Genomic DNA, 22,200 nt, shown 5'->3' with positions numbered 1-22,200 from the left:
ACGGTGCGAGCTCCCGATATGTCGACGATCACGTTGAGGTGAAGAGATGCCGTTGACCCCCGAGGACGTTCGGAACAAGCAGTTCACGACCGTCCGCCTCCGAGAGGGCTATGACGAGGATGAGGTCGACGCCTTCCTCGACGAGGTGGAGTCGGAGCTGACCCGACTGCTCCGCGAGAACGAGGACCTGCGGGCCAAGCTGGCCGCAGCCACTCGTGCCGCCGCCCAGAACCAGCAGGGCATGCGCAAACCGGAACAGCAGGACCGGCCGGTCCCCGCTGCCATATCCGGACCGCAGCCCGTGCAGCAGCAGATGCCGCAGCAGCAGATGCCCCAGCAGCAGGGCGGCATGCCGCAGCTGCCGCCCGGGCCGAGCGCGCAGCAGCACGGCCCCGGCCCCGGCCAGCACCCGATGCAGCAGCAGGGTCCCGGCCCGATGGGGCAGCACCCGATGCAGCAGCAGGGACCTGGTCCGATGGGCCAGCACCCGATGCAGCAGGGTCCCGGCCCGATGGGCCAGCACCCCATGCAGCAGCAGGGGCACCCGATGCAGCAGCAGGGACCCGGTGGCGACAGCGCCGCCCGTGTCCTCTCGCTCGCCCAGCAGACCGCCGACCAGGCCATCGCCGAGGCGCGGTCCGAGGCCAACAAGATCGTCGGTGAGGCCCGCAGCCGCGCCGAGGGTCTGGAGCGGGACGCCCGCGCCAAGGCCGACGCGCTGGAGCGGGACGCCCAGGAGAAGCACCGCGTCGCGATGGGCTCGCTGGAGTCCGCCCGCGCCACGCTGGAGCGCAAGGTCGAGGACCTGCGCGGCTTCGAGCGGGAGTACCGCACGCGGCTGAAGTCCTACCTGGAGTCGCAGCTGCGCCAGCTGGAGAACCAGGCGGACGACTCGCTCGCCCCGCCGCGCACCACGCCGTCCGCCCCGTCCCTGCCGTCCCCCTCCCCGATGGGCGGGACCATGGGTGGCAGCTCGATGGGCAACGGCTCGATGAGCAACGGCATGAGCGGGATGGCTCCCGCCGGGGCCGGCGCCATGGGGCACAGCGCCTCCGCGCCCTCCTACGGCGGCGGCCAGGGCATGGGCGGCCACACCCCCGGCCCGACGTACGGCGGCCAGCAGCAGATGTCGCCGGCAATGACCCAGCCGATGGCGCCCGTCCGCCCGCAGGGCGGCCCCTCGCCGCTCCAGCAGGCGCCCACGCCGATGAGGGGTTTCCTCATCGACGAGGACGACAACTAGCCGCTCCGCGGCACGTTTTCAGGGCCGGGCCTCCCGGGGAACTCTCCCCGGCGAGGCCCGGCCCTTTCCGCGGCCCGCGCCGGCCGTACGGCGCCCTGCGCAAGGGAACCGCACAAGCCACCGCGGCCCGCGGAAAGGCGCGCCGCCTAGGCGGACTTGCGGAGGTGGAAGGCCAGGGACAGCGGCTCGTCCCGGAAGGCCGGGCCGAAGCCCTCGGCGGGCGCGCCCTCGGAGAAGTCCACGGCGAGGACCTCCTCGGAGATGAGCGGCGCGTGCGTGCGCAGCGCCTCCGCGAGGTCGGCCCGTTCCGTGGTCCAGCGGACCGCGATCCGGTCGGCCACGTCGAGGCCGGAGTTCTTGCGGGCCTCCTGGACGAGCCGGATCACGTCGCGGGCCAGGCCGGCGAGCCGCAGGTCCGGGGTGATCTCCAGGTCGAGGGCGACCGTGGCGCCCGAGTCGGAGGCCACCGACCAGCCCTCGCGCGGGGTCTCGGTGACGATGACCTCGTCCGGGCCGAGGACGACCTCGGAGCCGTCCACCAGCACCGAGGTGGTCCCGCGCTCGCGCAGGTCGGCGGACAGCGCCGCCGCGTCGGCCGCGGCCACCGCGGCGGCCACCGCCTGGACGCCCTTGCCGAAGCGCTTGCCCAGCACCCGGAAGTTGGCCTTCGCACTGGCGTCCACCAGGGAGCCGCCGACCTCGGAGAGCGAGGCGAGCGAGGAGACGTTCAGCTCCTCGGCGATCTGCCCGCGCAGCTCCGCCGACAGGTCCTCGAAGCCCGCTGCGGCCACCAGCGCGCGCGACAGCGGCTGCCGGGTCTTGACGCCGGACTCCGCCCGGGTCGCCCGGCCCAGTTCCACCAGCCGCCGCACCAGCTGCATGCGGGCCGACAGCTCGGGGTCGACCAGGGAGGCGTCGACGGCCGGCCAGGACGCCAGGTGCACCGAGTCCGGCGCGTCCGGCACCACCGGCACCACCAGGTCCTGCCACACGCGTTCGGTGATGAAGGGCACCAGCGGCGCCATCAGCCGGGTGACCGTCTCGACCACGTCGTGCAGGGTGCGCAGCGCCGCCGCGTCGCCCTGCCAGAAGCGCCGCCGGGAGCGGCGCACGTACCAGTTGGACAGGTCGTCCACGAAGGCCGACAGCAGCTTGCCCGCGCGCTGGGTGTCGTAGGACTCCAGCGCCTCGGTGACGTCGCGCACCAGGACGTTCAGCTCGCCGACGAGCCAGCGGTCGAGCAGCGGGCGCTCGGTGACGGCGGGGTCGGCCGCGGAGGGCGCCCAGCCGGAGGTGCGGGCGTACAGCGCCTGGAAGGCGACGGTGTTCCAGTAGGTGAGCAGCGTCTTGCGCACCACCTCCTGGATCGTGCCGTGCCCGACCCTGCGGGCCGCCCACGGGGAGCCGCCGGCCGCCATGAACCAGCGCACCGCGTCGGCGCCGTGCTGGTCCATCAGCGGGATGGGCTGCAGGATGTTGCCCAGGTGCTTGGACATCTTGCGGCCGTCCTCGGCGAGGATGTGGCCCAGGCACACCACGTTCTCGTACGCGGACCGGTCGAAGACCAGCGTGCCGACCGCCATCAGCGTGTAGAACCAGCCGCGGGTCTGGTCGATCGCCTCGGAGATGAACTGCGCCGGGTAGGTCCGCTCGAAGACGTCCTTGTTGTGGTACGGGTAGCCCCACTGCGCGAAGGGCATCGACCCCGAGTCGTACCAGGCGTCGATCACCTCGGGCACCCGGGTCGCCGTCCCGCCGCAGGTGCCGCAGGCGAAGGTCACCGCGTCGATGTACGGCCGGTGCGGGTCGAGGCCCGACTGGTCGGTGCCGGTCAGCTCGCCCAGCTCGGCCAGCGAGCCGACGCAGGTCAGGTGGTCCTGCTCGCAGCGCCAGATCGGCAGCGGGGTGCCCCAGTAACGGCTGCGGGACAGCGCCCAGTCCACGTTGTTGTCCAGCCAGTCGCCGAAGCGGCCGTGCTTGACGGACTCCGGGTACCAGTTGGTGCGCTCGTTCTCGCGCAGCAGCGCGTCCTTGACCGCGGTGGTCCTGATGTACCAGGACGGCTGTGCGTAGTAGAGCAGCGCGGTGTGGCAGCGCCAGCAGTGCGGGTAGCTGTGCTCGTACGGCACGTGCCGGAAGAGCCGCCCGCTCGATTGCAGCTCGGCGACCAGCGCCTCGTCGGCCTTCTTGAAGAACACCCCGCCGACAAGCGGCACCTCGGGTTCGAAGGTGCCGTCCCTGCGTACCGGGTTGACCACCGGCAGCCCGTAGGCGCGGCAGGCCTTCAGGTCGTCCTCGCCGAAGGCGGGGGACTGGTGGACCAGGCCCGTGCCGTCCTCGGTGGTCACGTAGTCGGCGTTGAGCACGAAGTGCGCGTCGGGGATGTCGACCAGGTCGAAGGGCCGCTGGTACGTCCAGCGCTCCATCTCCCGGCCGGTGTACGTCTCGCCGGTCGCACTCCACCCTTCGCCCAGCGCCTTGCCCAGCAGCGGTTCCGCGACGACCAGCTGCTCGGTGCCGTCGGTGGCGACGACGTAGGTCACGTCAGGGTGCGCGGCGACCGCGGTGTTGGACACCAGCGTCCACGGGGTCGTCGTCCACACCAGCAGGGCGGCGCGGCCGGCCAGCGGGCCGCCGGTGAGCGGGAAGCGGACGTAGACCGAGGGGTCGACGACCGTCTCGTACCCTTGCGCCAGCTCGTGGTCGGACAGGCCCGTCTGGTCGCGCGGGCACCAGGGGGCGACCCGGTAGTCCTGGACCAGCAGGCCCTTGTCGAAGATCTGCTTGAGCGACCACCACACCGACTCGACGTACTCCGGGTCCATGGTGCGGTACGCGTTGTCCAGGTCCACCCAGTAGCCCATCCGGGTGGTCAGCTCGGTGAAGGCGTCGGTGTGCCGGGTCACCGACTCGCGGCACTTCGCGTTGAACTCCGCGATGCCGTACTCCTCGATGTCCTGCTTGCCGGTGAAGCCCAGCTCCTTCTCCACCGCCAGCTCCACCGGCAGCCCGTGGCAGTCCCAGCCGGCCTTCCGCGTCACATGGTGGCCCTGCATCGTCTTGAAGCGCGGGAAGACGTCCTTGAAGACCCGGGCCTCGATGTGGTGGGCGCCCGGCATGCCGTTGGCGGTCGGCGGACCCTCGTAGAACACCCAGTCGGGCAGGCCGCGGGTCTGCTCGACGGAGCGGGCGAACGTCTTGCGCTCGTCCCACAGCGCCAGCACCTCGTGTTCGAGGGCGGGCAGGTCGACCTGCGCGGGCACCTGGCGGTACTGCGGCTGGCTGTTCGGGCTCATCGGGGACTTCCTCCGGCGGACAGTGGGAGACTTCCGTCGAAGGGACGAGAACGCCGATGCGGCGCGCTCCCGCGGTACCACCCTCCTTGGCGGTGGAGGACATCCCACCGCCCCCTCATTGAGGCAGCGACGCCGGTTCTACTCGCCCTCGCGGGCTTTCTTCCGGCGGCTCCGGGCTGATCTTCACCCCGCGCACACCCCCGGGCTTCCACCGTCCCCGGGTCGCTCATGGCTGCGTGCGGCGCTACTCGTCCCATCCACGCCGTTTCGCTGCCGCTCAGTGTACGGGGGCGGCGGCCACCGCGTCGCCGGGATAAGGGCGGCCGCGCCGGGTGACCGCGCTGACCCGAATGGCCTGCTCCGCGCGCCAGCGCGGCAGCCCTCACGCATCGTTACGGCGAGGTACCGGAATACCTGGCGGTGAGCTGGGCACAACGGATCGGATGGCCTTCTCGGGTGCGATCCGCGAAGAGGATCACTGAGGTGAAGGGGTCGTGGCCATGGTCGTGAAGAAGACGGCGGCGAAGAAGGCGGCCCCGGCGAAGAAGAAGGCCGCCCCCGGGAAGGCGGCCGCGAAGAAGGCCGCGCCCGCGGCCCGCAAGGCCCCGGCCAAGAAGGCGGCCACGGCCGCCACGGCGGCGAAGAAGGCCGCTCCGGCGAAGAAGAAGGCCGCCGCCAAGAAGGCCACGGCCAAGAAGGCCGCCGCGACGAAAACCGCGGGGAAGAAGGCCGCTCCGGCCGGGAAAGCGGCCGCACAAGCGGCTACCCGGGGGAAAGGCTCGGCAAGTGCGGCGGCAACGGCTGGGGAGACCCCCGCCGTGGGTAAGAAAGCCGCAGGCAAGAAGGCGGCGGCCGGCCCGGCCGCCGCGGGGAAGCGGGCAGCGGGCAGGAAGACGGCGGGCGGCAGGCGCACCGCCGGGAACGGGTCCACGACGGGAGCTGGCACTGTGGGTGTGGAGAAGACTGCGGCCGGTACGGCCGCCAGCGGCGTGCCGGCGGCGCGCGGGGCCGCCGAGGCCGGCGTACTCGCGGTGCTGCCGGGGGAGGACCCCTGGACCCCGGCGGAGGCCGACGAGGCCAGAGCCGAGCTGGTCTCCGAGGTCGAACGCCTCAAGGCCGAGATCGCCTCCTCGGAGGCGGCCGTCGCGGGCATGCTCCGCGACTCGGCCGACAGCGGCGGCGACGAGGCCGACACCGGGGCCAAGAACATCAGCCGGGAGTCGGAACTCGCGCTCGCCGCGAACACCCGGGACATGCTGGTACAGGCCGAGCACGCGCTGCAGCGGCTCGACGAGGGCACGTACGGCCTGTGCGAGGTGTGCGGCAACCCCATCGGCAAGGCCAGGATGCAGGCCTTCCCCCGGGCGACCCTGTGCCTGGACGACAAACAGCGCCAGGAGCGCCGATGACCGGGCCGCGGGGTGTGCCGTACCCTCGTCAGCAGGCGGGCGACGGAGCACACACGGGCTGAGGGCAGAGGGACCACGTGACGGAAGCGGAGCGCATCATCATCACGCCGGACGACGACACCACGGGCGGGACCGAGGAGTCCGCGCCCGGTGCCGCCGGCGCCACGGAGGGTCCCGCTGCCGGGCGGAGGCGCCGCGTCACCGTGCTGATAGGCGTCGCGGCCTTCGCGTACCTGCTCGACCTGCTCTCCAAGATCTGGGTCGTCACCAGCCTGGAGAACCACGCGCCCATCAGTGTCTTCGGCCACTACCTGCGGTTCGACGCGATCAGGAACGCCGGTGCCGCCTTCGGCCTGGGCCAGGGCATGACGATCGTCTTCACGGTGATCGCGGCCGGCGTGATCGTGGTCATCGCCCGGCTCTCCCGCCGCCTCTACAGCGTGCCGTGGGCCATCGCCCTCGGCCTCCTGCTCGGCGGCGCCTTCGGCAACCTCACCGACAGGGTCTTCCGCGCCCCCGGCGGCTTCCAGGGCCGCGTCGTGGACTTCATCGCCCCGGCCCACTTCGCGGTCTTCAACCTCGCCGACTCGGCCATCACCTGCGGTGGCGTGCTCATCGTCCTCCTCTCCTTCCGCGGCATCGACCCCGACGGCACGCGCCACCGCGACTGAGCGCCGCGGCTCTCCCGCTCTCCCCCGCCCGGGGCGGCTCCCCTTCCGCAAGGGGGTGAGCGTTTTTCCCGGGCGCGGAGCTGCACTTGATCTGCGGCCGGCGCCGCACGAGCCGTCGTGTGCCGACGGACGGCCACCCCATCAGGGGCGCGGGGAACTGCGCGACCAGCCCTCCACCGGGGCGCGGGTCGTCTCCGTCCGAAAGGGGCTGTTCCGGTCCGTACCCGACCACCGGCCGGTGGTGGGTTGCGCGCGCAGTTCCCCGCGTCCCTGGGAGGTCGCCCCCCTGCGTAAGGGGAGCCGTCAGTCAGCGCGGCCGGCGGAAGGCATACTCTTCGGGTGAGTACCGCACCGGAAATCCGCTCTTTGCCCGTACCCGACGGCCTGGAAGGCGAAAGAGTCGACGCGGCCCTGGCCCGTATGTTCGGCTTCTCCAGGACCAAGGCCGCAGAGCTCGCGGCCGGCGGCAAGGTGTCGCTGGACGGGGCGGTCGCGGGGAAGTCGGAGCGGGTGCACGGCGGTGCGTGGCTCGAGGTCGAGATGCCCGCGCCCGCGACCCCCGTACAGATCGTCGCCGAGCCGGTCCCCGGCATGGAGATCGTCCACGACGACGACGACATCGTGGTGATCATGAAGCCGGTGGGCGTCGCCGCCCACCCCAGCCCCGGCTGGACCGGCACCACGGTGATCGGCGGCCTGGCCGCGGCGGGCTACCGCATCTCGACCTCGGGCGCGGCCGAGCGCCAGGGCATCGTGCACCGCCTCGACGTGGGCACGTCGGGCCTGATGGTGGTGGCCAAGTCGGAGCGCGCCTACACCCGGCTCAAGCAGCAGTTCCGCGACCGGGTGGTGGACAAGCGCTACCACGCCCTGGTCCAGGGGCACCCGGACCCGATGAGCGGGACGATCGACGCCCCGATCGGCCGGCACCCCACGCACGACTACAAGTGGGCGATCACCGCCGACGGCAAGCCCTCGGTGACGCACTACGACCTGATCGAGGCCTTCCGCTCGGCGAGCCTGCTGGACATCAAGCTGGAGACCGGCCGCACCCACCAGATCCGGGTGCACATGTCCGCGCACCGCCACCCCTGCGTCGGCGACCTCACCTACGGCGCCGACCCGGTGATGGCCAAGCGGCTGGGCCTGACCCGGCAGTGGCTGCACGCCAAGCAGCTGGGCTTCGAGCACCCGGCGGACGGCGAGTGGGTGCAGTTCGAAAGCGGCTACCCCGACGACCTGCAGCACGCGCTGGACACCGTACGGGCGGACAGCCGGTGACCGCCGTCCGGCCGGGCATACGGGTGGTCGCCGCGGACGACGCGGCGGCGATGGCGGCGGTGCACGCGATCCGGCACGAGGTCTTCGTGGTGGAGCAGAACGTGCCGGCCGAGCTGGAGTGGGACGGCAAGGACGGCAGGGCGGTGCACGTCCTGGCCCCGGACGCCGGTACGGGCCGGCTGCTGCTGGGCGCCGACGCGGCCGCCAAGAACGGCGGCGACCAGGACCTCGCGGTGCTGGGCAGGCTCGCGGTGCTCAAGGCGGCCCGCGGCACCGGCCTGGGCGCGCTGCTGGTGCGCGCCCTGGAAGAGGAAGCCGAACGGCTCGGCCTTGCGGGCGTCTACCTGGAGGCGCAGGTCCACGCGATCGGCTTCTACCGCAAGCTCGGCTATGCCGAGTTCGGCCCGGAGTTCCAGGACGCCGGCATCGCCCACCGCGCCATGCGCAGGACCTGGCGGCCGTAGCCGCCGATCGCGCGCCGCCCGGTGCGGCGCGGCCCGGCGGCCGCGGGGGCGCTGCGTGGCACCCTGACGGGCGTGGATCAGCTCGCCCTGTTCTTCTCGCTCATGCTCGCGGCCGTGGTGGTGGTGCCGCTCGGGGACCGTACGGGCCTGCCGTCGCCGGTGCTGATGACACTGCTCGGCGGGGTGCTCGCGCTGATCCCGCAGGTCCCGAACGTGCGGATCGACCCGGACCTGATCTTGCCGCTGGTGCTGCCGCCGCTGCTGTACGCGGCGGTGCAGCGCACCTCCTGGCGGCAGTTCGCGGCGAACCGGCGGGCGATCTTCCTGCTCGCGGTGGCGCTGGTCTTCGTGACCACCGCGGCTGTCGCCGCGGTGGTGGACGCCGTGGTGCCCGGCATCACGCTGGCGGCGGCCTTCACGCTGGGTGCCCTGGTGGCGCCGCCCGACCCGGTGGCGGCGACCGCGGTGGCCGGTGCGCTGGGACTGCCGCGCCGCATGATCTCCATCCTGGAGGGCGAGGGGCTCTTCAACGACGTCACCGCGATCGTGCTTTACCACGTGGCCGTGGCCGCTGCCGTCTCCGGGCACTTCTCGGCCGGGCACGCGGTGCTGGAGCTGGTGCTGTCCGCGGTGGTCGCGGTCGTCGTCGGCCTGGTGCTCGGCTGGGGCGCCAACAAGCTGATGGGGGTGGTCGGCGACCCGACCCTCCAGGTCGGGCTCTCGCTGCTGGTGCCCTTCGCGTCCTACGCCCTGGCCGAGGAGTTCTCGGGCTCCGGTGTGCTCGCGGTGCTGACCAGCGCGCTCTTCCTGGCCGAGCATGCCTTCGCCGCCGACGACGTGACCGCGCGGCTGGCGGGCACCACCTTCTGGGAGATCGTCGACACCCTGGTCACCGGGATCGCCTTCGGGCTGATCGGCCTGGAACTGCACCACGTCTTCAGCGTCGGCTCCGGCAACTGGGGGCCGATGACCCGGCACGCGGCCCTGGTGGTGGTCGTCGTGGTCGGCGTACGGCTGCTGTACCTGCTGCCCGCGGCCTGGATCGCCAGGAAGATGCACAAGCTGCGGGACATGGACGAGGACATCCCGATGACCTGGCGGGAGACCGTCATCATGTGGTGGTCGGGGATGCGCGGGGTGGCCTCGGTCGCCCTGGCGCTGGCCATCCCGCTGGACACCGACCACGACGGCCCCTTCCCGGCCCGCGCCGAGCTGCTCTTCATCGCCTTCGCCGTGGTGCTCGCCACCCTGGTCGTGCAGGGCCTCACCCTGCCGTGGCTGGTCAGGCGGCTCGGGGTGAGCAGCGACATCGACGCGGAGCACGCCCTGGAGCACGACCTCGCGGTGCGCGCGATGGCCGCGGCCCGCTCCCGGCTCAAGGAGATCGAGCGCAGCGAGCCGATCGACGAGGACCTGTCGGAGCTGCTGCACCGCACGGCCTTCGACATGGGCGCGCGCATCTCGCCCGACATCGTGGACGAGGAGCGCCGCGAGTCGCACGCCCGCCGGGTCAAGCGCGTCAAGGCGCTGCGCCGCATCCAGGACGACATGCTCTCCGCGGCCCGCCACGAGGTGCTGGCGGCCCGCAGCGAGCCGGGCAACGATCCGGAGGTCGTCGACCGCGTCCTGCGCCACCTGGACCTGCGCTCGATGCGCGCCTGAGCCCGCAGGCCGCGGTTCTCACAGGGCGCGGCTCTCACAGGGCGCCGGGGGCGCTGGCGGTGCTGACCCGCGGCAGCGCGTACGGGTGCTCCTCGCGCAGCCAGTCGAGCAGCTGCTCGCGCACTATGCAGCGCAGGTTGAAGACGTCGTCGGCGTCCTTGGCGGTGACCAGCGCCCGCAGCTGGATGGTGGTCGGGGTGGTGTCGATCACGACCAGGCCCCACGCCCTGCGGTCCCACTCCTGCGCCTGTTCCAGGATCTCGTGCAGCCGCTTGCGCATGGCGCCGACGGGGGCCGCGTGGTCCAGGTGGAAGAAGACGGTGCCGGTCATCCGGGGGTCGCCGCGCGACCAGTTCTCGAACGGCTTGCTGGTGAAGTACGACACCGGCATCGTGATCCGCCGCTCGTCCCAGGTGCGCACGCTCAGGAAGGTCAGGGTGATCTCCTCCACCGTCCCCCACTCGCCGTCCACCACCACGGTGTCGCCGATCCGCACCATGTCGCCGAAGGCGATCTGCAGCCCGGCGAAGAGGTTGCCCAGCGTGGACTGGGCGGCGATGCCCGCGACGATGCCGATGACGCCCGCGGAGGCCAGCATCGAGGCACCGAAGGTGCGCATCTCGGGGAAGCTGAAGAGCATCGAGGCGACCGCCATCACCCCCACGATCGCGGTGAACACCCGCTGGATCAGCGTGGACTGGGTGCGCAGCCGGCGGATCTTGGCCACGTCGCGGGAGACCGCGGCATAGCGCGCGTAGGAGGAGTCGGTGCCGGCGGCCGCGACCCGCACGGTGAGCCAGGCGGTCGCGCCGATCAGCACCAGGGTCAGGCACTGCCCCAGGGCGGCGCCGTGCCCCGAGGCGACGTGGGCGGCCTTGTAGCCGCCGCGCAGCATCGCCGTGCACAGGACCACCTGCAAGGGCAGCCGGCAGCGGCGCAGCAGGTGCCACAGCGGCGTCTCGGGGTGCCGCGCGTCTGCGGCGCGCAACGCCCTGTCGACGGCGTAGCCCACCGCGAGGGTCACAACGAGCGCCGTTCCCACCACGAGTACCGGCCGCAGCGCGCCTTCCATGGCCACCTCTTCCGTCCGTCGTCCCAATGGCACCATGGACGCGTACCCGACCAGTCGGAGGAAACCCTGTGACGATCGTCCTGTTCCACTCCATGTACGGGCTGCGCCCGGCCGTGCACGACGCCGCCGACCGGCTGCGGGCCGAGGGGCACGAGGTGCATGTGCCCGACCTCTACGGCGGGCGCACCACCGACGACGCGGAGGAGGGGATGCGGATCAAGGACGAGATCGGCAAGGACGAGCTGCTGCGCCGGGCGGTCGCCGCGGCGGCGCCGCTGTCGGAGCAGGGGCTGGTCTACGCGGGGTTCTCGCTGGGCGGCTCGGTCGCGCAGAACCTGGCGCTGGGGGACGAGCGGTGCCGGGGGCTGCTGCTCCTGCACGGCACCTCGGACATCGCCGACGACGCGGCCACCGATATCCCGGTGCAGCTGCACGTGGCGGACCCCGACCCCTTCGAGTCCGACGACTGGCTGAACGCCTGGTACCTGCGGATGCGCAAGGCGGGCGCCGACGTGGAGGTCCACCGCTACCGCGGCGCCGGGCACCTCTACACCGACCCCGGGCTGCCGGACCACGACGCCGAGGCCTCGAAGCGCACCTGGGCGGTCGCGCTGGACTTCCTCCGGGAGCTGTAGCCCGCCGGAGGAAGCCGCGCGCTGCGGGCTACTTCTTCAGCTGGGCCGCGATGCCGGCGACGACCTGGTCCTGGGCCACGCCGTTGACCTCGACGGCGGTGCCGTTGACCAGGACGTACGGGGTGCCCTTGGCCGCGGCGGGGTCCTTGTTGTAGGCGGCGGTCATCACCAGCGCCCACTTGTCGAAGGTGCCCTTCTTGACCGCGTCGGAGAACTTGGCATTGCCCTTGAGCGCCGGGACGCTCTGCGCGATGGAGATGAGTTTGTCGGCGCTCTTGTAGGAGTCCGACGTCTCGTCCGGGTGGTTGGCCTTCGAGTACAGGGCCTTGTGGTACTCCTCGAAGGCCTCCACCGACACGTTCAGGGCCGCGCCCATGGCGCTGAGGGCCTTCTTGGAGCCCTGGCCGTTGTCCTTGTCGTCGATGAAGGTGCCGAAGGTGTAGTTGATCTGGTACTTGCCGTCCTTGGCGCCCTGCAGCACCGCGTCGCCCGCGGCCTGCTCGTAGGCGGCGCAGTACGGGCAGCGCGGGTCCTCGTACTCGTGGACGACGTTCTTGTTGCTCGCGTCGCCGATGACGATCGTGGTGCCGTCGGTGCCCGAGGTGTTGGCCGGCTTGACCAGGGTGTCCTTGGCGGCCTCCGACCAGTAGCTGGGCTTGTTCATCTCGTTGACGGCGAAGGCCACGCCGCCGGCTATCGCCAGCAGGGCCACGACGCCGCCGCCGACCAGCAGCTGCCGGCGGACCTTGGCCTTCTTGGCCTCCTTCTCGCGCTGGATGCGCAGCCGCTCACGGGCGGCTTCCTTGCTGGCCTTGCTGTTGCGGTTGCTCATGACGGATCTCCGTGAATACGCGTGTGGGTGTGGGGGATGGTGCCGGTCCTGCGGTCAGACGGTGACCGGGACGGGCGGACCACGGCGTACGACGGCATGGTGCAGCCAGCGGGCGGCGGGGCCGCCGGGGGCGGTGCGGGCGGTCCGCCGCACGGGGTGCGGCGCCGCTGCGAGCACGCTGCGGATGGCGGCAGCGGCGGTCAGCAGCGGGCGGAAGGCGGCCAGTGCCACAGCCCGCACGACCTGGTGCAGGGCGGCCTCGCCGCGGCGCAGCCACCAGGCGGCCAGCAGGCCCACGGACACGTGCACGGCGAGCAGCAGCCAGGGCAGGGCGCTGGACTGCATCTGGGCGGCGGCCTGCGCCCCGCCGGGCACCGCGGCGAGCGGGGTTTCGGGGGTCGGGCCCACATGGCCGTTGTTGCACAGGATGGCCTCGTTGAAGGACCGCCACGGCCCTGTCACCGGACCGCCGAAAGCGCCGTAGCAGGCCTGCTGCCCGGTGGTCAGCAGGGTGTCGACGGCCAGTTCGAGCGGCACCATCAGGCCGGCCAATGTGCGGAAGCCGCACTCGGGGCGGCCCGCCGCCAGGTAGGCGAGGGCGAAGACCGCGGCGAAGGACCCGCCCACGGCGGGCAGCGGCAGCGGGGCCTTGGCCATCAGCACGTGCGAGGTGCAGGAGAGCGTGACGCACAGCGCGGCGAAAAGGGCAGCACGCAGTGCCCTCAGCCGCGGTCGTATCGCCTCCATGGCGACAGAGTGTGCCACGCGTACCTGTATGTGTGACCTAAGAGCGGATAACAGATGGGGTACGCGGGGCGGCGGGCTCGCCCGCCGCCCCTGGGGGCGCCCCTGAGGGGCAGGTCACAGCCCCGGTATGCGCCCGTTGCGGAAGAGGTCCACGAAGATCCGGTGGTCGGCGCGGACCCGGTCGCCGTAGGAGTGGGCGAAGTCCACCAGCATCGGTGCGAAGCCGTCCTCGTCGGCGCCGATCGCCTCGTCGATGGCGTCCTCGGTGGAGAAGGGCACCAGCGAGTGCCCGCTCTCGTCGTCGGCCGCGGCATGCATCGTCGCGGTGGCCCGGCCCAGGTCCGCGACGACCGCCTCGATCTGCGCGGGGTCGTCCAGGTCCGACCAGTCCAGGTCGACCGCGTAGGGCGACACCTCGGCGACCAGCTGCCCCGCTCCCGCCAGTTCCGTCCAGCCCAGCCACGGGTCGGCGTGCGCCTGCAGCGCCCGCTGGGAGACGACGGTGCGCTGCCCCTCGTGCAGGAAGTAGCCGCGCACCGCGGGGTCGGTGATGTGCCGGGAGACCGCCGGGGTCTGCCCCTGCTTCATGTAGATGACGACGTCGTTCTCCAGCGCGTCGGTCGTGCCTTCGAGCAGCAGGTTGTACGAGGGCAGGCCCGCGCTGCCGATGCCGATCCCGCGGCGCCCCACCACGTCCTTGACCCGCAGGCTGTCGGGCCGGACCCGGCTGGCCGCGGGCAGCGTCTCCAGGTACGCCCCGAAGGCCGTGAGCACCGCCCCGCGGGTGGCCGCGTCCAGCGGTATCGCGCCGCCGCCCTCGGTGAAGCGCCGGTCGTGGTCGCGCACGGCCGTCATCGAGTCGAGCAGCCCCACCCGGGTGCGGGTGCGGGCGCTGCGCAGGGCGTCGAGCAGCGGCCCCTGGGCGGTGTCCAGGGTCAGCTGCGGCACCGCCTCGCCCTTGGCCAGCAGCCGGATGCGCTCGCGGTAGGCGGCCGCGTAGACCGTCACCAGGCGGCTGATCATGTCGTCGCCGAGCGCCTTGACATAGCCCAGCAGGGCCACGGAGGCGGCGAAGCGCTTGAGGTCCCAGGTGAAGGGGCCGACGAAGGCCTCGTCGAAGTCGTTGACGTTGAAGACCAGCCGGCCGTTGGACGCCAGGTAGGTGCCGAAGTTCTCGGCGTGCAGGTCGCCGTGGATCCACACCCGGCCGGTGCGGGGGGTCACATAGGCGCCGTCGTGCTGCTCGCCGTCCAGGTCGGCGTAGAACAGGCACGCGGTGCCCCGGTAGAAGGCGAAGGCCGACGCGGCCATCTTGCGGAACTTCACCCGGAACGCTGCCGGGTCGGCGGCCAGCAGCTCGCCGAAGGCGCTGTCGAAGACGGAGAGGATGTGCTCCCCGCGCGGGCTGTCGCCCGCCGTGATGTCTGCCACGACAGGGGGGACGACACGGGCCTGCGGATGGTTGCCTGCCGCCGGGTTGGCACCCGCGCTGTCGTACCCGGGTCGTAGACTTCCCGACGCCGCCAGACAACCCGTTCCGATGGCCCGTTCTCGCCGGAGGTGTCGCCGCCTTGACCGATCAGCCCTTCACTCACCTGCACGTCCACACCCAGTATTCGCTGCTGGACGGGGCGGCGAGACTGAAGGACATGTTCAAGGCGTGCAACGAGATGGGGATGAGCCATGTGGCCATCACCGATCACGGCAACCTGCACGGCGCCTACGACTTCTTCCACCAGGCCCAGGCGGCCGGGGTGACCCCGGTGATGGGCATCGAGGCGTATCTGGCGCCCGAGTCGCGGCGGTACAACAAGCCGGTCAAGTGGGGCGCTCCGCACCAGAAGGGCGACGACGTCTCCGGTGCGGGCGCGTACACGCACATGACGATCTGGGCGCGCAACCGGGTCGGGCTGCACAACCTCTTCCGCGCCCAGTCCCGCGCGTCCTTCGAGGGCTACTTCCGCAAGCCCCGGATGGACCGCGAGCTGCTCAGCGAGTACGCCGAGGGCCTGATGGGCACCACCGGCTGCCCCTCGGGCGAGGTCTCCACCCGGATCAGGCTCGGGCAGATGGACGAGGCGCTCAAGGCCGCCTCCGAGTACCAGGACATCTTCGGCAAGGAGAACTTCTTCGTCGAGATCATGGACCACGGCATCGACATCGACCGCAGGGCCAGGGACGGCCTGATGGAGATCTCGAAGAAGCTCAACGCGCCGTTCGTGGTCACCAACGACTCGCACTACACCTATGCCGAGGAGTCGTCCGCGCACGACACCCTGCTGTGCATCCAGACCGGGTCCAACATGTCGGACCCCGACCGCTTCAAGTTCGACGGCTCCGGCTACTACCTGAAGTCCGCCGCCGAGATGTACGCGATCGACTCCTCCGACGCCTGGCAGGAGGGCTGCCGCAACAGCCAGCTGCTGATCGCCGACCGGGTCGACACCGAGGGCATGTTCCAGTTCAGGAACCTGATGCCCAAGTTCGACGTGCCCGACGGCTACACCGAGGTCACCTGGTTCCGCGAGGAGGTCGCCCGCGGCATGGCCAGGCGCTTCCCCGGCGGCATCCCCGAGGACCGGCAGAAGCTCGCCGACTACGAGATGGACACCATCGTCCAGATGGGCTTCCCCGGGTACTTCCTGGTGGTCGCCGACTTCATCATGTGGGCGAAGAACAACGGCATCGCGGTCGGCCCGGGCCGCGGCTCCGCGGCCGGCTCGATCGTCGCGTACGCGATGGGCATCACCGACCTCGACCCGGTCCCGCACGGGCTGATCTTCGAGCGGTTCCTCAACCCCGAGCGCATCTCCATGCCCGACGTCGACATCGACTTCGACGAGCGCAGGCGCGGCGAGGTCATCCGCTACGTGACGGAGAAGTACGGCTCCGACAAGGTCGCCCAGATCGCCACCTACGGCACCATCAAGGCCAAGGCCGCGATCAAGGACTCGGCCCGGGTGCTGGGCTACCCGTTCTCGATGGGCGACCGGATCACCAAGGCGATGCCCGCCGACGTCCTCGGCAAGGGCATCCCGCTGTCCGGCATCACCGACAAGGACCACCCCCGCTACAGCGAGGCGGGCGAGGTCCGGGCCATGTACGAGAACGAGCCGGACGTCACCAAGGTGATCAACTCGGCCAAGGGCATCGAGGGCCTGGTCCGGCAGATGGGCGTGCACGCGGCCGGTGTGATCATGTCCGCCGAGCCGCTGATCGACCACGTGCCGATCTTCTCGCCGAAGAACGACGGCGCCGTCGTGACCCAGTGGGACTACCCCAGCTGCGAGTCGCTCGGCCTGCTCAAGATGGACTTCCTGGGCCTGCGCAACCTGACGATCATGGATGACGCGGTCAAGTCGATCAAGGCCAACAAGGGCATCGACATCGACCTGCTCGCGCTGCCGCTGGACGACCCCAACACCTACGCCCTGCTGGGCCGCGGCGACACCCTGGGCGTCTTCCAGTTCGACGGCGGCCCCATGCGCGCCCTGCTGCGGATGATGAAACCGGACAACTTCGAGGACATCTCCGCCGTCTCGGCCCTCTACCGGCCCGGCCCCATGGGCATGAACTCGCACATCAACTACGCGCTGCGCAAGAACAAGCAGCAGGAGATCACCCCGATCCACAAGGAGCTGGAGGAGCCGCTCCGCGAGGTCCTGGAGGTCACCTACGGCCTGATCGTCTACCAGGAGCAGGTGCAGAAGGCCGCCCAGGTGCTGGCCGGCTACTCGCTGGGCCAGGCCGACCTGCTGCGCCGGGCGATGGGCAAGAAGAAGAAGGAGGTCCTGGACAAGGAGTTCATCCCCTTCCAGGCCGGCATGCGCGAGCGCGGCTACTCCGACCAGGCCATCCAGGCGGTCTGGGACGTGCTGGTGCCCTTCGCCGGATACGCCTTCAACAAGGCGCACTCGGCCGCCTACGGCCTGGTGTCGTACTGGACCGCCTACCTCAAGGCGAACTACCCGGCCGAGTACATGGCGGGCCTGCTGACGTCCGTGAAGGACGACAAGGACAAGATGGCGCTCTACCTCAACGAGTGCCGCCGGATGGGCATCAAGGTGCTGCCGCCGGACGTGAACGAGTCCAACGCCAACTTCACCCCGCGCGGCGACGACACGATCGTCTTCGGACTCACCGCCGTCCGCAACGTCGGGCAGAACGTGGTGGAGTCCGTCGTCAGGTGCCGCAAGGCCAAGGGCCGCTACGCCAGCTTCCCCGACTTCCTGGACAAGGTCGAGGTCGTGGTCTGCAACAAGCGGACGGTCGAGTCGCTGATCAAGGCCGGCGCCTTCGACACCATGAAGCACACCAGGCGCGGCCTGACCGAGCACTTCGAGTCGATGATCGACAACGTGGTGCAGGTCAAGCGCAAGGAGGCCGAGGGGCAGTTCGACCTCTTCGGCGGCATGGGCGACGACGACGCGGACGACGGCCCGGCCTTCGGCATGGACGTGGTCTTCTCCGACATCGAGTGGGACAAGACGTATCTGCTCGCGCAGGAGCGGGAGATGCTCGGCCTGTACGTGTCCGACCACCCGCTGTTCGGCATCGAGCACATCCTCGGCGACAAGACCGACGCGGCCATCGCCGCCCTTGCCGGCGACTACCAGGACGGTGCGATCGTCACCATCGGCGGCATCATCTCCGGTCTGCAGCGCAAGATGACCAAGCAGGGCAACGCCTGGGCCATCGCCACCGTCGAGGACCTGGCGGGCTCGGTGGACTGCATGTTCTTCCCCGCCACCTACCAGCTGGTGTCCACCCAACTGATGGAGGACGCGGTCGTCTTCGTCAAGGGGCGGCTCGACAAGCGCGAGGACATCCCGCGGCTGGTCGCCATGGAGCTGATGGTGCCCGACCTGACCGACGTCGGCACCAACGCGCCGGTGAGCATCTCCATCCCGACGGTCAAGGTCACCCCGCCGCTGGTGGCCAGGCTCGGCGAGGTGCTGGACAGCCACAAGGGCAACACCGAGGTGCGGGTGCGGCTGCAGGGCGTGCGGTCCACCACCGTGCTGCGGCTCGACCGGCACCGGGTGACCGCCGATCCCTCGCTCTTCGGCGACCTCAAGGCGCTGCTGGGACCCGCGTGTCTGGGCGCGGGCCAGCAGGCGGGCTGACGGTTCCCGGACAAAATGGCGCGGGGGCGCCCCCGAAGGGGCACCCCCGCTCGTACCGGCTGCCCAAGGGCAGGTCAGGTACGGTCAGTTGTGGCCGAACCGCTTCTGCTGCTTGCGCGAGACCTGGGTGGCCGTCGGCATCACGCGCTCTTCCGCCTGCTGGCTGCGCTCGTGCTCCTGCGCCTCCATGGCGGAGTTGCGCTGCTGGTCCTGGTGCTGCTCGGGCCGGCGGTTCTGGTTCTGGTTACGGTTCTTAGCCACTGTCGTGCCTTCCTGATGAGGGGATGTCGGCCGAAGGGCCTGCCACGCGGCGGGCTTGGCGCCCCCGCGGGCCTCGTGGCCGAGCGGCCGCCATCAGATTTGCACGGGAGTACGAAGCGCGCATTTCGGGCAGTTGACGGGATGGGCGTGACTGAAATGGCACGACCGCCACGCCGAAGATCGTGTTCCAGCTCATAACGCCCCGGCATTCGGGCAGACTCGGGGGAACCTGAGGGTATTCAGGACCGAGGGGGCGACCGGAAGAGGTGCGATATGGACCGCTGCGTCGTCCTGGTGGACGCCGGATACCTACTGGGCGCAGCAGCAAGCCTTCTGGCCGGTGAACCGTCGCGTTCCCGGATCGTCGTCGATCATGCCCGTATCGTGGCTGGCCTGCGGGAAAGGGCGGAACGCGAGACGGGCCAGCCGCTGCTGCGGATCTACTGGTTCGACGGCGCACCCGACCGGGTTCCGCAACCCGAGCACCGCAGGCTGCGGGTGATGCCCCGGGTGACCGTACGGCTCGGCGCGCTCACCCGCACGGACGGGCGCTGGGCGCAGAAGGGCGTCGACGCCGCCATGCACGCGGAACTGTCGGAACTCGCCCGCAACCGGGCCTGCTCCGACATCGTCCTGGTCACCGGCGACGGCGACCTGCTGCCCGGCATGATGTCCGCCAAGGAGCACGGCGTCGCCGTCCACCTGTGGGCCGTACAGGCCGCCGACGGCGACTACAACCAGTCCGAGGACCTCGTCGCCGAGGCCGACGAGCGCCGCGTGCTGGACCGCGAGTGGATCACCACCGCGATCATCTCCAGGGACGGCGTCTGCCCGCCCGCGAACACCGCACGGCCCGAGATCGGCCCGGAGATCGTCGCGATCCTCGCCGCGCCGCTGCCCGAGTCCTCCGCGGGGGCGCCCACCCAGGAGCCGCACACCGCCCACACCGCCCACCCCTCGCACCCCGAGCAGAACGGCACCGCGCCCGACACCGAGCCGGAGGAGCCGGCCGGCAACGGCGGCAAGGGCGTACCCACCCCCAAGGACCTGGCGGGCCTCGGCAAGCCGCACCCGTCCGCGCCCGCCGCCGGGCACCCCGCGGGCAACGCCACCCTGCGCTGGTCCTCCGACAAGAGCTGGGCCGACAAGGGCAGCGCAGGCGGCCCCGACGTGCCCGACACCAGCGGCCTGCCCACACTGGCCCAGCTGACCACCGCCGAGCAGCGCTGGGCCGACCGCGAGGCCGACATCACCGCGGTCAGCGGCGACCCCTACGAGGTCGGCCAGGTCTTCGCCCGCCGCTGGACCGCCCGCCTCACCGACCCCGGCCAGCTCCAGGTGCTCTCCACGCACTACCCGCGGGTCCCGCACCGCATCGACGGCGAGCTGCTGCGGTACGCCGCCCGCTTCGGCCTGCTCGCCCACAAGGACGACCAGATCGACGAACACGACCGGTACGCGATCAGGGCCGGGTTCTGGCGCGAGGTCGACGCCCGCACCGGCATGGACCACACGCAGAACGGCGACTGATCACAACCCCCCGTTGCGGCACGAGCCGCCCGCGCCGCGTAGTCTCGATCCTCGTGAACACGGGCACGGAGGACCAGGCGCCCCCGGCGGGCGCCGCGGTCCGCGACACGGTGTGCACCGTCCGCGGACTGATCAGGACGTACCCGGCCGGCTCAGGCACGCGCCGCCCCGGGCTGCGCCGCCGCGGCCCCGCCGCAGTGCCCGCGGCCGGTCCCGCCGCCGTCAGGGCCAGCGACGGCATCGACCTCGACGTCGCGCGCGGCGAGCTGTTCGGCATCCTCGGCCCCAACGGTGCGGGCAAGACCACGCTCGTACGCCAGCTCACCGGCCTGCTGCGGCCCGACGCGGGCAGCATCGACGTGCTCGGCCACGACCTCGTGCGCCACCCCGACCGGGCCGCCCGGCTCATCGGCTACCTCGGCCAGGAGTCCACCGCGCTGGACGAGCTGACCGTCTCGCTCGCCGCCGAGACCACCGGCCGGCTGCGCGGCCTGGACGCCGCGGCCGCCCGCGCCGCCAGGGACGCCGTCCTGGACGAACTCGAACTCGCCCCGATCGCCTCCCGCCCCATCAAGCGGCTCTCCGGCGGCCAGCGCCGCCTGGCCTGCTTCGCCGCCACCCTCGTGGGCGAGCGGCCCGTCCTGGTCCTCGACGAGCCCACCACCGGTATGGACCCCGTCGCCCGCAGGGCCGTATGGGCCGCACTCGGCCGCCGCAGGGCCGAGAACGGCACCACCGTGCTGCTGGTCACCCACAACGTCATCGAGGCCGAGACCGTGCTCGACCGGGTCGCCGTCCTCGACCAGGGCCGGGTCATCGCCTGCGACACCCCCGCAGGGCTGCGCGCCCTGGTCGCCGACGAGGTGCGCCTGGACCTCGTGTGGCGCGCGGATCCGCCGCTCGACCTGCCGGAGATCGCCGCGCTCAAGCCGCTCGCCGACATCTCGGGGCGCCGCTGGACCCTGCGCCTGCCGCACGACCGCGCCCGCAGCACCGTCGCGGCCCTCACCTCGGGACCCGGCTACGCGGCCCTGGACGACTTCACCCTCGCCACCCCCAGCCTCGAAGACGTCTACCTGGCCCTCGGCGGCCGTGCGAAGGGCCTGGTGAAGGCATGACCACGCAGATCCGGGTGCCCGGCCGCGAGTCCCGCCCCGCCGCGCCCCCTCCCGCGCCCGCACCGCTCGCGCCCCGCGCCCGGATGGGCTCCGCCTTCGCCGCCGTCTACCGGGCGCAGCTCTCCCGCGCCCGGGTCGCCCGCATCCCGCTGCTGTTCGTCGCGACCTTCCAGTCCGTCGGGATCATGGTCATGATGCGCGGGGTCGTCGAAGCGGGCGACGGAGAGGCCGCACGGGCCGTCGTCGCCGGCTCCAGCGTCCTCGTGGTCGCCTTCGTCGCCCTCAACCTGCTCGCCCAGTACTTCGGGCAGCTACGGGCCTCCGGCGGCCTCGACCACTACGCCACCCTGCCCGTGCCGCCCGCCGCCGTCGTACTCGGCGCGGCCGGCGCCTACGCGTCCTTCACCGTGCCCGGCACACTGCTCACCGCGCTCGTCGGGTGCGTGCTCTTCCACCTCACGCTCACCACGCTGTGGGTGCTCGCCGTGGTCATCCCGCTCGCCGGCGCCGCCCTGTCCGGGCTCGGCGCCGCACTCGGGCTGCTCGCACCCCGGCAGGAGATCGCCACGCTCTTCGGGCAGCTCGGCATGTCCGCGGCCCTGCTCCTCGGCGTGCTGCCCGCCTCGCACCTGCCCGCGCCCGTCGGCTGGGTACGCGACCTGCTGCCCTCCACCTACGGCGTCGAGGCCTTCGCCCGCACGCTGGGCGGCAGCGCGGGAACCGACTGGGCCGCCGTCGCCGGCGACCTGTCCGTGTGCGCCGCCGTCGGCGTCGCCTCGCTGGCCGTCGCCACCTGGGCCTACCGCAGGGCAGCCTGCCGGTGAGGCATCCCGCGCCCGCACCTGGCACGATG

At 71.7% G+C, this 22,200-nt stretch carries 18 protein-coding genes; 11 read left to right on the top strand and 7 right to left on the bottom strand.

The genetic code is table 11. The features are described from left to right. The first annotated feature begins 46 nt into the window (after positions 1-46). Positions 47-1,243 carry a DivIVA domain-containing protein gene (locus tag JT723_RS10395; protein ID WP_205044233.1) on the top strand — a complete coding sequence of 399 codons (1,197 nt, stop codon included), beginning with the start codon at positions 47-49 and terminating at the stop codon, positions 1,241-1,243. Between the two features lie 146 nt (positions 1,244-1,389). On the opposite strand, the gene ileS is transcribed toward JT723_RS10395, so the two are convergent. Then, on the bottom strand, positions 1,390-4,539 hold the full coding sequence (ileS, locus tag JT723_RS10390; protein ID WP_205044232.1) for an isoleucine--tRNA ligase: 3,150 nt from the start codon (positions 4,537-4,539) through the stop codon (positions 1,390-1,392). Between the two features lie 475 nt (positions 4,540-5,014). Further along, positions 5,015-5,227, bottom strand: a complete 213-nt coding sequence (locus JT723_RS35005) for a hypothetical protein (protein ID WP_240165366.1) — start codon at positions 5,225-5,227, stop codon at positions 5,015-5,017. 265 nt (positions 5,228-5,492) lie between these two features. On the opposite strand from JT723_RS35005, the gene JT723_RS36095 reads away from it, so the two are divergent. The 5 genes from JT723_RS36095 (at position 5,493) to JT723_RS10365 (ending at position 10,026) form a co-directional block, all read left to right on the top strand. After that, positions 5,493-5,948: a TraR/DksA family transcriptional regulator gene (locus tag JT723_RS36095; protein WP_251512844.1), complete on the top strand. Its 456-nt coding sequence runs from the start codon at positions 5,493-5,495 to the stop codon at positions 5,946-5,948. Between the two features lie 77 nt (positions 5,949-6,025). Then, positions 6,026-6,619: a signal peptidase II gene (lspA, locus tag JT723_RS10380; RefSeq protein ID WP_205044231.1), complete on the top strand. Its 594-nt coding sequence runs from the start codon at positions 6,026-6,028 to the stop codon at positions 6,617-6,619. A gap of 339 nt (positions 6,620-6,958) precedes the next feature. Further along, positions 6,959-7,900, top strand: a complete 942-nt coding sequence (locus JT723_RS10375; RefSeq protein ID WP_205044230.1) for an RluA family pseudouridine synthase — start codon at positions 6,959-6,961, stop codon at positions 7,898-7,900. A gap of 50 nt (positions 7,901-7,950) precedes the next feature. Then, on the top strand, positions 7,951-8,364 hold the full coding sequence (locus JT723_RS10370) for a GNAT family N-acetyltransferase (protein ID WP_205044356.1): 414 nt from the start codon (positions 7,951-7,953) through the stop codon (positions 8,362-8,364). Positions 8,365-8,436: 72 nt separating this feature from the next. Further along, positions 8,437-10,026, top strand: a complete 1,590-nt coding sequence (locus JT723_RS10365; RefSeq protein WP_205044229.1) for a Na+/H+ antiporter — start codon at positions 8,437-8,439, stop codon at positions 10,024-10,026. 34 nt (positions 10,027-10,060) lie between these two features. On the opposite strand, the gene JT723_RS10360 is transcribed toward JT723_RS10365, so the two are convergent. Then, positions 10,061-11,098: a mechanosensitive ion channel family protein gene (locus JT723_RS10360; RefSeq protein ID WP_205044355.1), complete on the bottom strand. Its 1,038-nt coding sequence runs from the start codon at positions 11,096-11,098 to the stop codon at positions 10,061-10,063. Between the two features lie 26 nt (positions 11,099-11,124). On the opposite strand from JT723_RS10360, the gene JT723_RS10355 reads away from it, so the two are divergent. Further along, positions 11,125-11,733 carry a dienelactone hydrolase family protein gene (locus JT723_RS10355; protein WP_205044228.1) on the top strand — a complete coding sequence of 203 codons (609 nt, stop codon included), beginning with the start codon at positions 11,125-11,127 and terminating at the stop codon, positions 11,731-11,733. Positions 11,734-11,761: 28 nt separating this feature from the next. On the opposite strand, the gene JT723_RS10350 is transcribed toward JT723_RS10355, so the two are convergent. The 3 genes from JT723_RS10350 to JT723_RS10340 all read right to left on the bottom strand — a co-directional run bounded on the left by JT723_RS10350 (position 11,762) and on the right by JT723_RS10340 (position 14,743). Next, on the bottom strand, positions 11,762-12,565 hold the full coding sequence (locus JT723_RS10350) for a thioredoxin domain-containing protein (RefSeq protein WP_205044227.1): 804 nt from the start codon (positions 12,563-12,565) through the stop codon (positions 11,762-11,764). Positions 12,566-12,619: 54 nt separating this feature from the next. Next, entirely contained in the window at positions 12,620-13,330 is a 711-nt protein-coding gene (locus tag JT723_RS10345) for a hypothetical protein (RefSeq protein ID WP_307794039.1), read from the bottom strand. 96 nt (positions 13,331-13,426) lie between these two features. Beyond that, positions 13,427-14,743, bottom strand: a complete 1,317-nt coding sequence (locus tag JT723_RS10340) for a DUF2252 domain-containing protein (protein WP_205044226.1) — start codon at positions 14,741-14,743, stop codon at positions 13,427-13,429. A 140-nt stretch (positions 14,744-14,883) separates the two neighbouring features. Between JT723_RS10340 and dnaE the strand changes: the two genes are divergently transcribed. Beyond that, positions 14,884-18,438, top strand: a complete 3,555-nt coding sequence (gene dnaE, locus JT723_RS10335; RefSeq protein ID WP_205044225.1) for a DNA polymerase III subunit alpha — start codon at positions 14,884-14,886, stop codon at positions 18,436-18,438. Positions 18,439-18,522: 84 nt separating this feature from the next. On the opposite strand, the gene JT723_RS10330 is transcribed toward dnaE, so the two are convergent. Next, positions 18,523-18,699, bottom strand: a complete 177-nt coding sequence (locus JT723_RS10330) for a hypothetical protein (RefSeq protein ID WP_205044224.1) — start codon at positions 18,697-18,699, stop codon at positions 18,523-18,525. A gap of 273 nt (positions 18,700-18,972) precedes the next feature. Here JT723_RS10330 and JT723_RS10325 point away from each other — a divergent pair, with 273 nt between their 5' ends. The 3 genes from JT723_RS10325 to JT723_RS10315 are packed head-to-tail and all read left to right on the top strand — an operon-like array spanning position 18,973 to position 22,171. After that, the gene (locus JT723_RS10325; RefSeq protein WP_205044223.1) at positions 18,973-20,229 is read left to right on the top strand and encodes an NYN domain-containing protein; all 1,257 of its coding nucleotides are present in this window, start codon (positions 18,973-18,975) and stop codon (positions 20,227-20,229) included. Between the two features lie 53 nt (positions 20,230-20,282). Beyond that, positions 20,283-21,347, top strand: coding sequence for an ABC transporter ATP-binding protein (locus tag JT723_RS10320; RefSeq protein ID WP_205044222.1), 1,065 nt, complete (start codon positions 20,283-20,285; stop codon positions 21,345-21,347). After that, positions 21,344-22,171 (top strand): ABC transporter permease, encoded by an 828-nt coding sequence (locus JT723_RS10315; RefSeq protein WP_205044221.1) that lies wholly within the window; start codon positions 21,344-21,346, stop codon positions 22,169-22,171. The genes JT723_RS10320 and JT723_RS10315 overlap by 4 nt, the downstream gene beginning before the upstream one ends. The last annotated feature ends 29 nt before the right edge of the window (positions 22,172-22,200 follow it).

Source organism: Actinacidiphila bryophytorum (assembly GCF_016916835.1).
In the GTDB taxonomy this organism is placed as follows: domain Bacteria; phylum Actinomycetota; class Actinomycetes; order Streptomycetales; family Streptomycetaceae; genus Actinacidiphila; species Actinacidiphila bryophytorum.
The sequence above is the reverse complement of the archived record's forward strand: the minus strand, read 5'-3'. Positions and strand labels throughout refer to the sequence as shown.

Excerpts from the sequence above, each read along its gene's own strand:
- JT723_RS10395 (WP_205044233.1), top strand. The coding sequence starts at position 47 with ATGCCGTTGACCCCCGAGGACGTTCGGAACAAGCAGTTCACGACCGTC.
- ileS (WP_205044232.1), bottom strand. The coding sequence starts at position 4,539 with ATGAGCCCGAACAGCCAGCCGCAGTACCGCCAGGTGCCCGCGCAGGTC.
- JT723_RS10370 (WP_205044356.1), top strand. The coding sequence starts at position 7,951 with ATGGCGGCGGTGCACGCGATCCGGCACGAGGTCTTCGTGGTGGAGCAG.
- JT723_RS10360 (WP_205044355.1), bottom strand. The coding sequence starts at position 11,098 with ATGGAAGGCGCGCTGCGGCCGGTACTCGTGGTGGGAACGGCGCTCGTT.
- JT723_RS10355 (WP_205044228.1), top strand. The coding sequence starts at position 11,125 with ATGGCACCATGGACGCGTACCCGACCAGTCGGAGGAAACCCTGTGACG.
- JT723_RS10350 (WP_205044227.1), bottom strand. The coding sequence starts at position 12,565 with ATGAGCAACCGCAACAGCAAGGCCAGCAAGGAAGCCGCCCGTGAGCGG.
- JT723_RS10325 (WP_205044223.1), top strand. The coding sequence starts at position 18,973 with ATGGACCGCTGCGTCGTCCTGGTGGACGCCGGATACCTACTGGGCGCA.
- JT723_RS10315 (WP_205044221.1), top strand. The coding sequence starts at position 21,344 with ATGACCACGCAGATCCGGGTGCCCGGCCGCGAGTCCCGCCCCGCCGCG.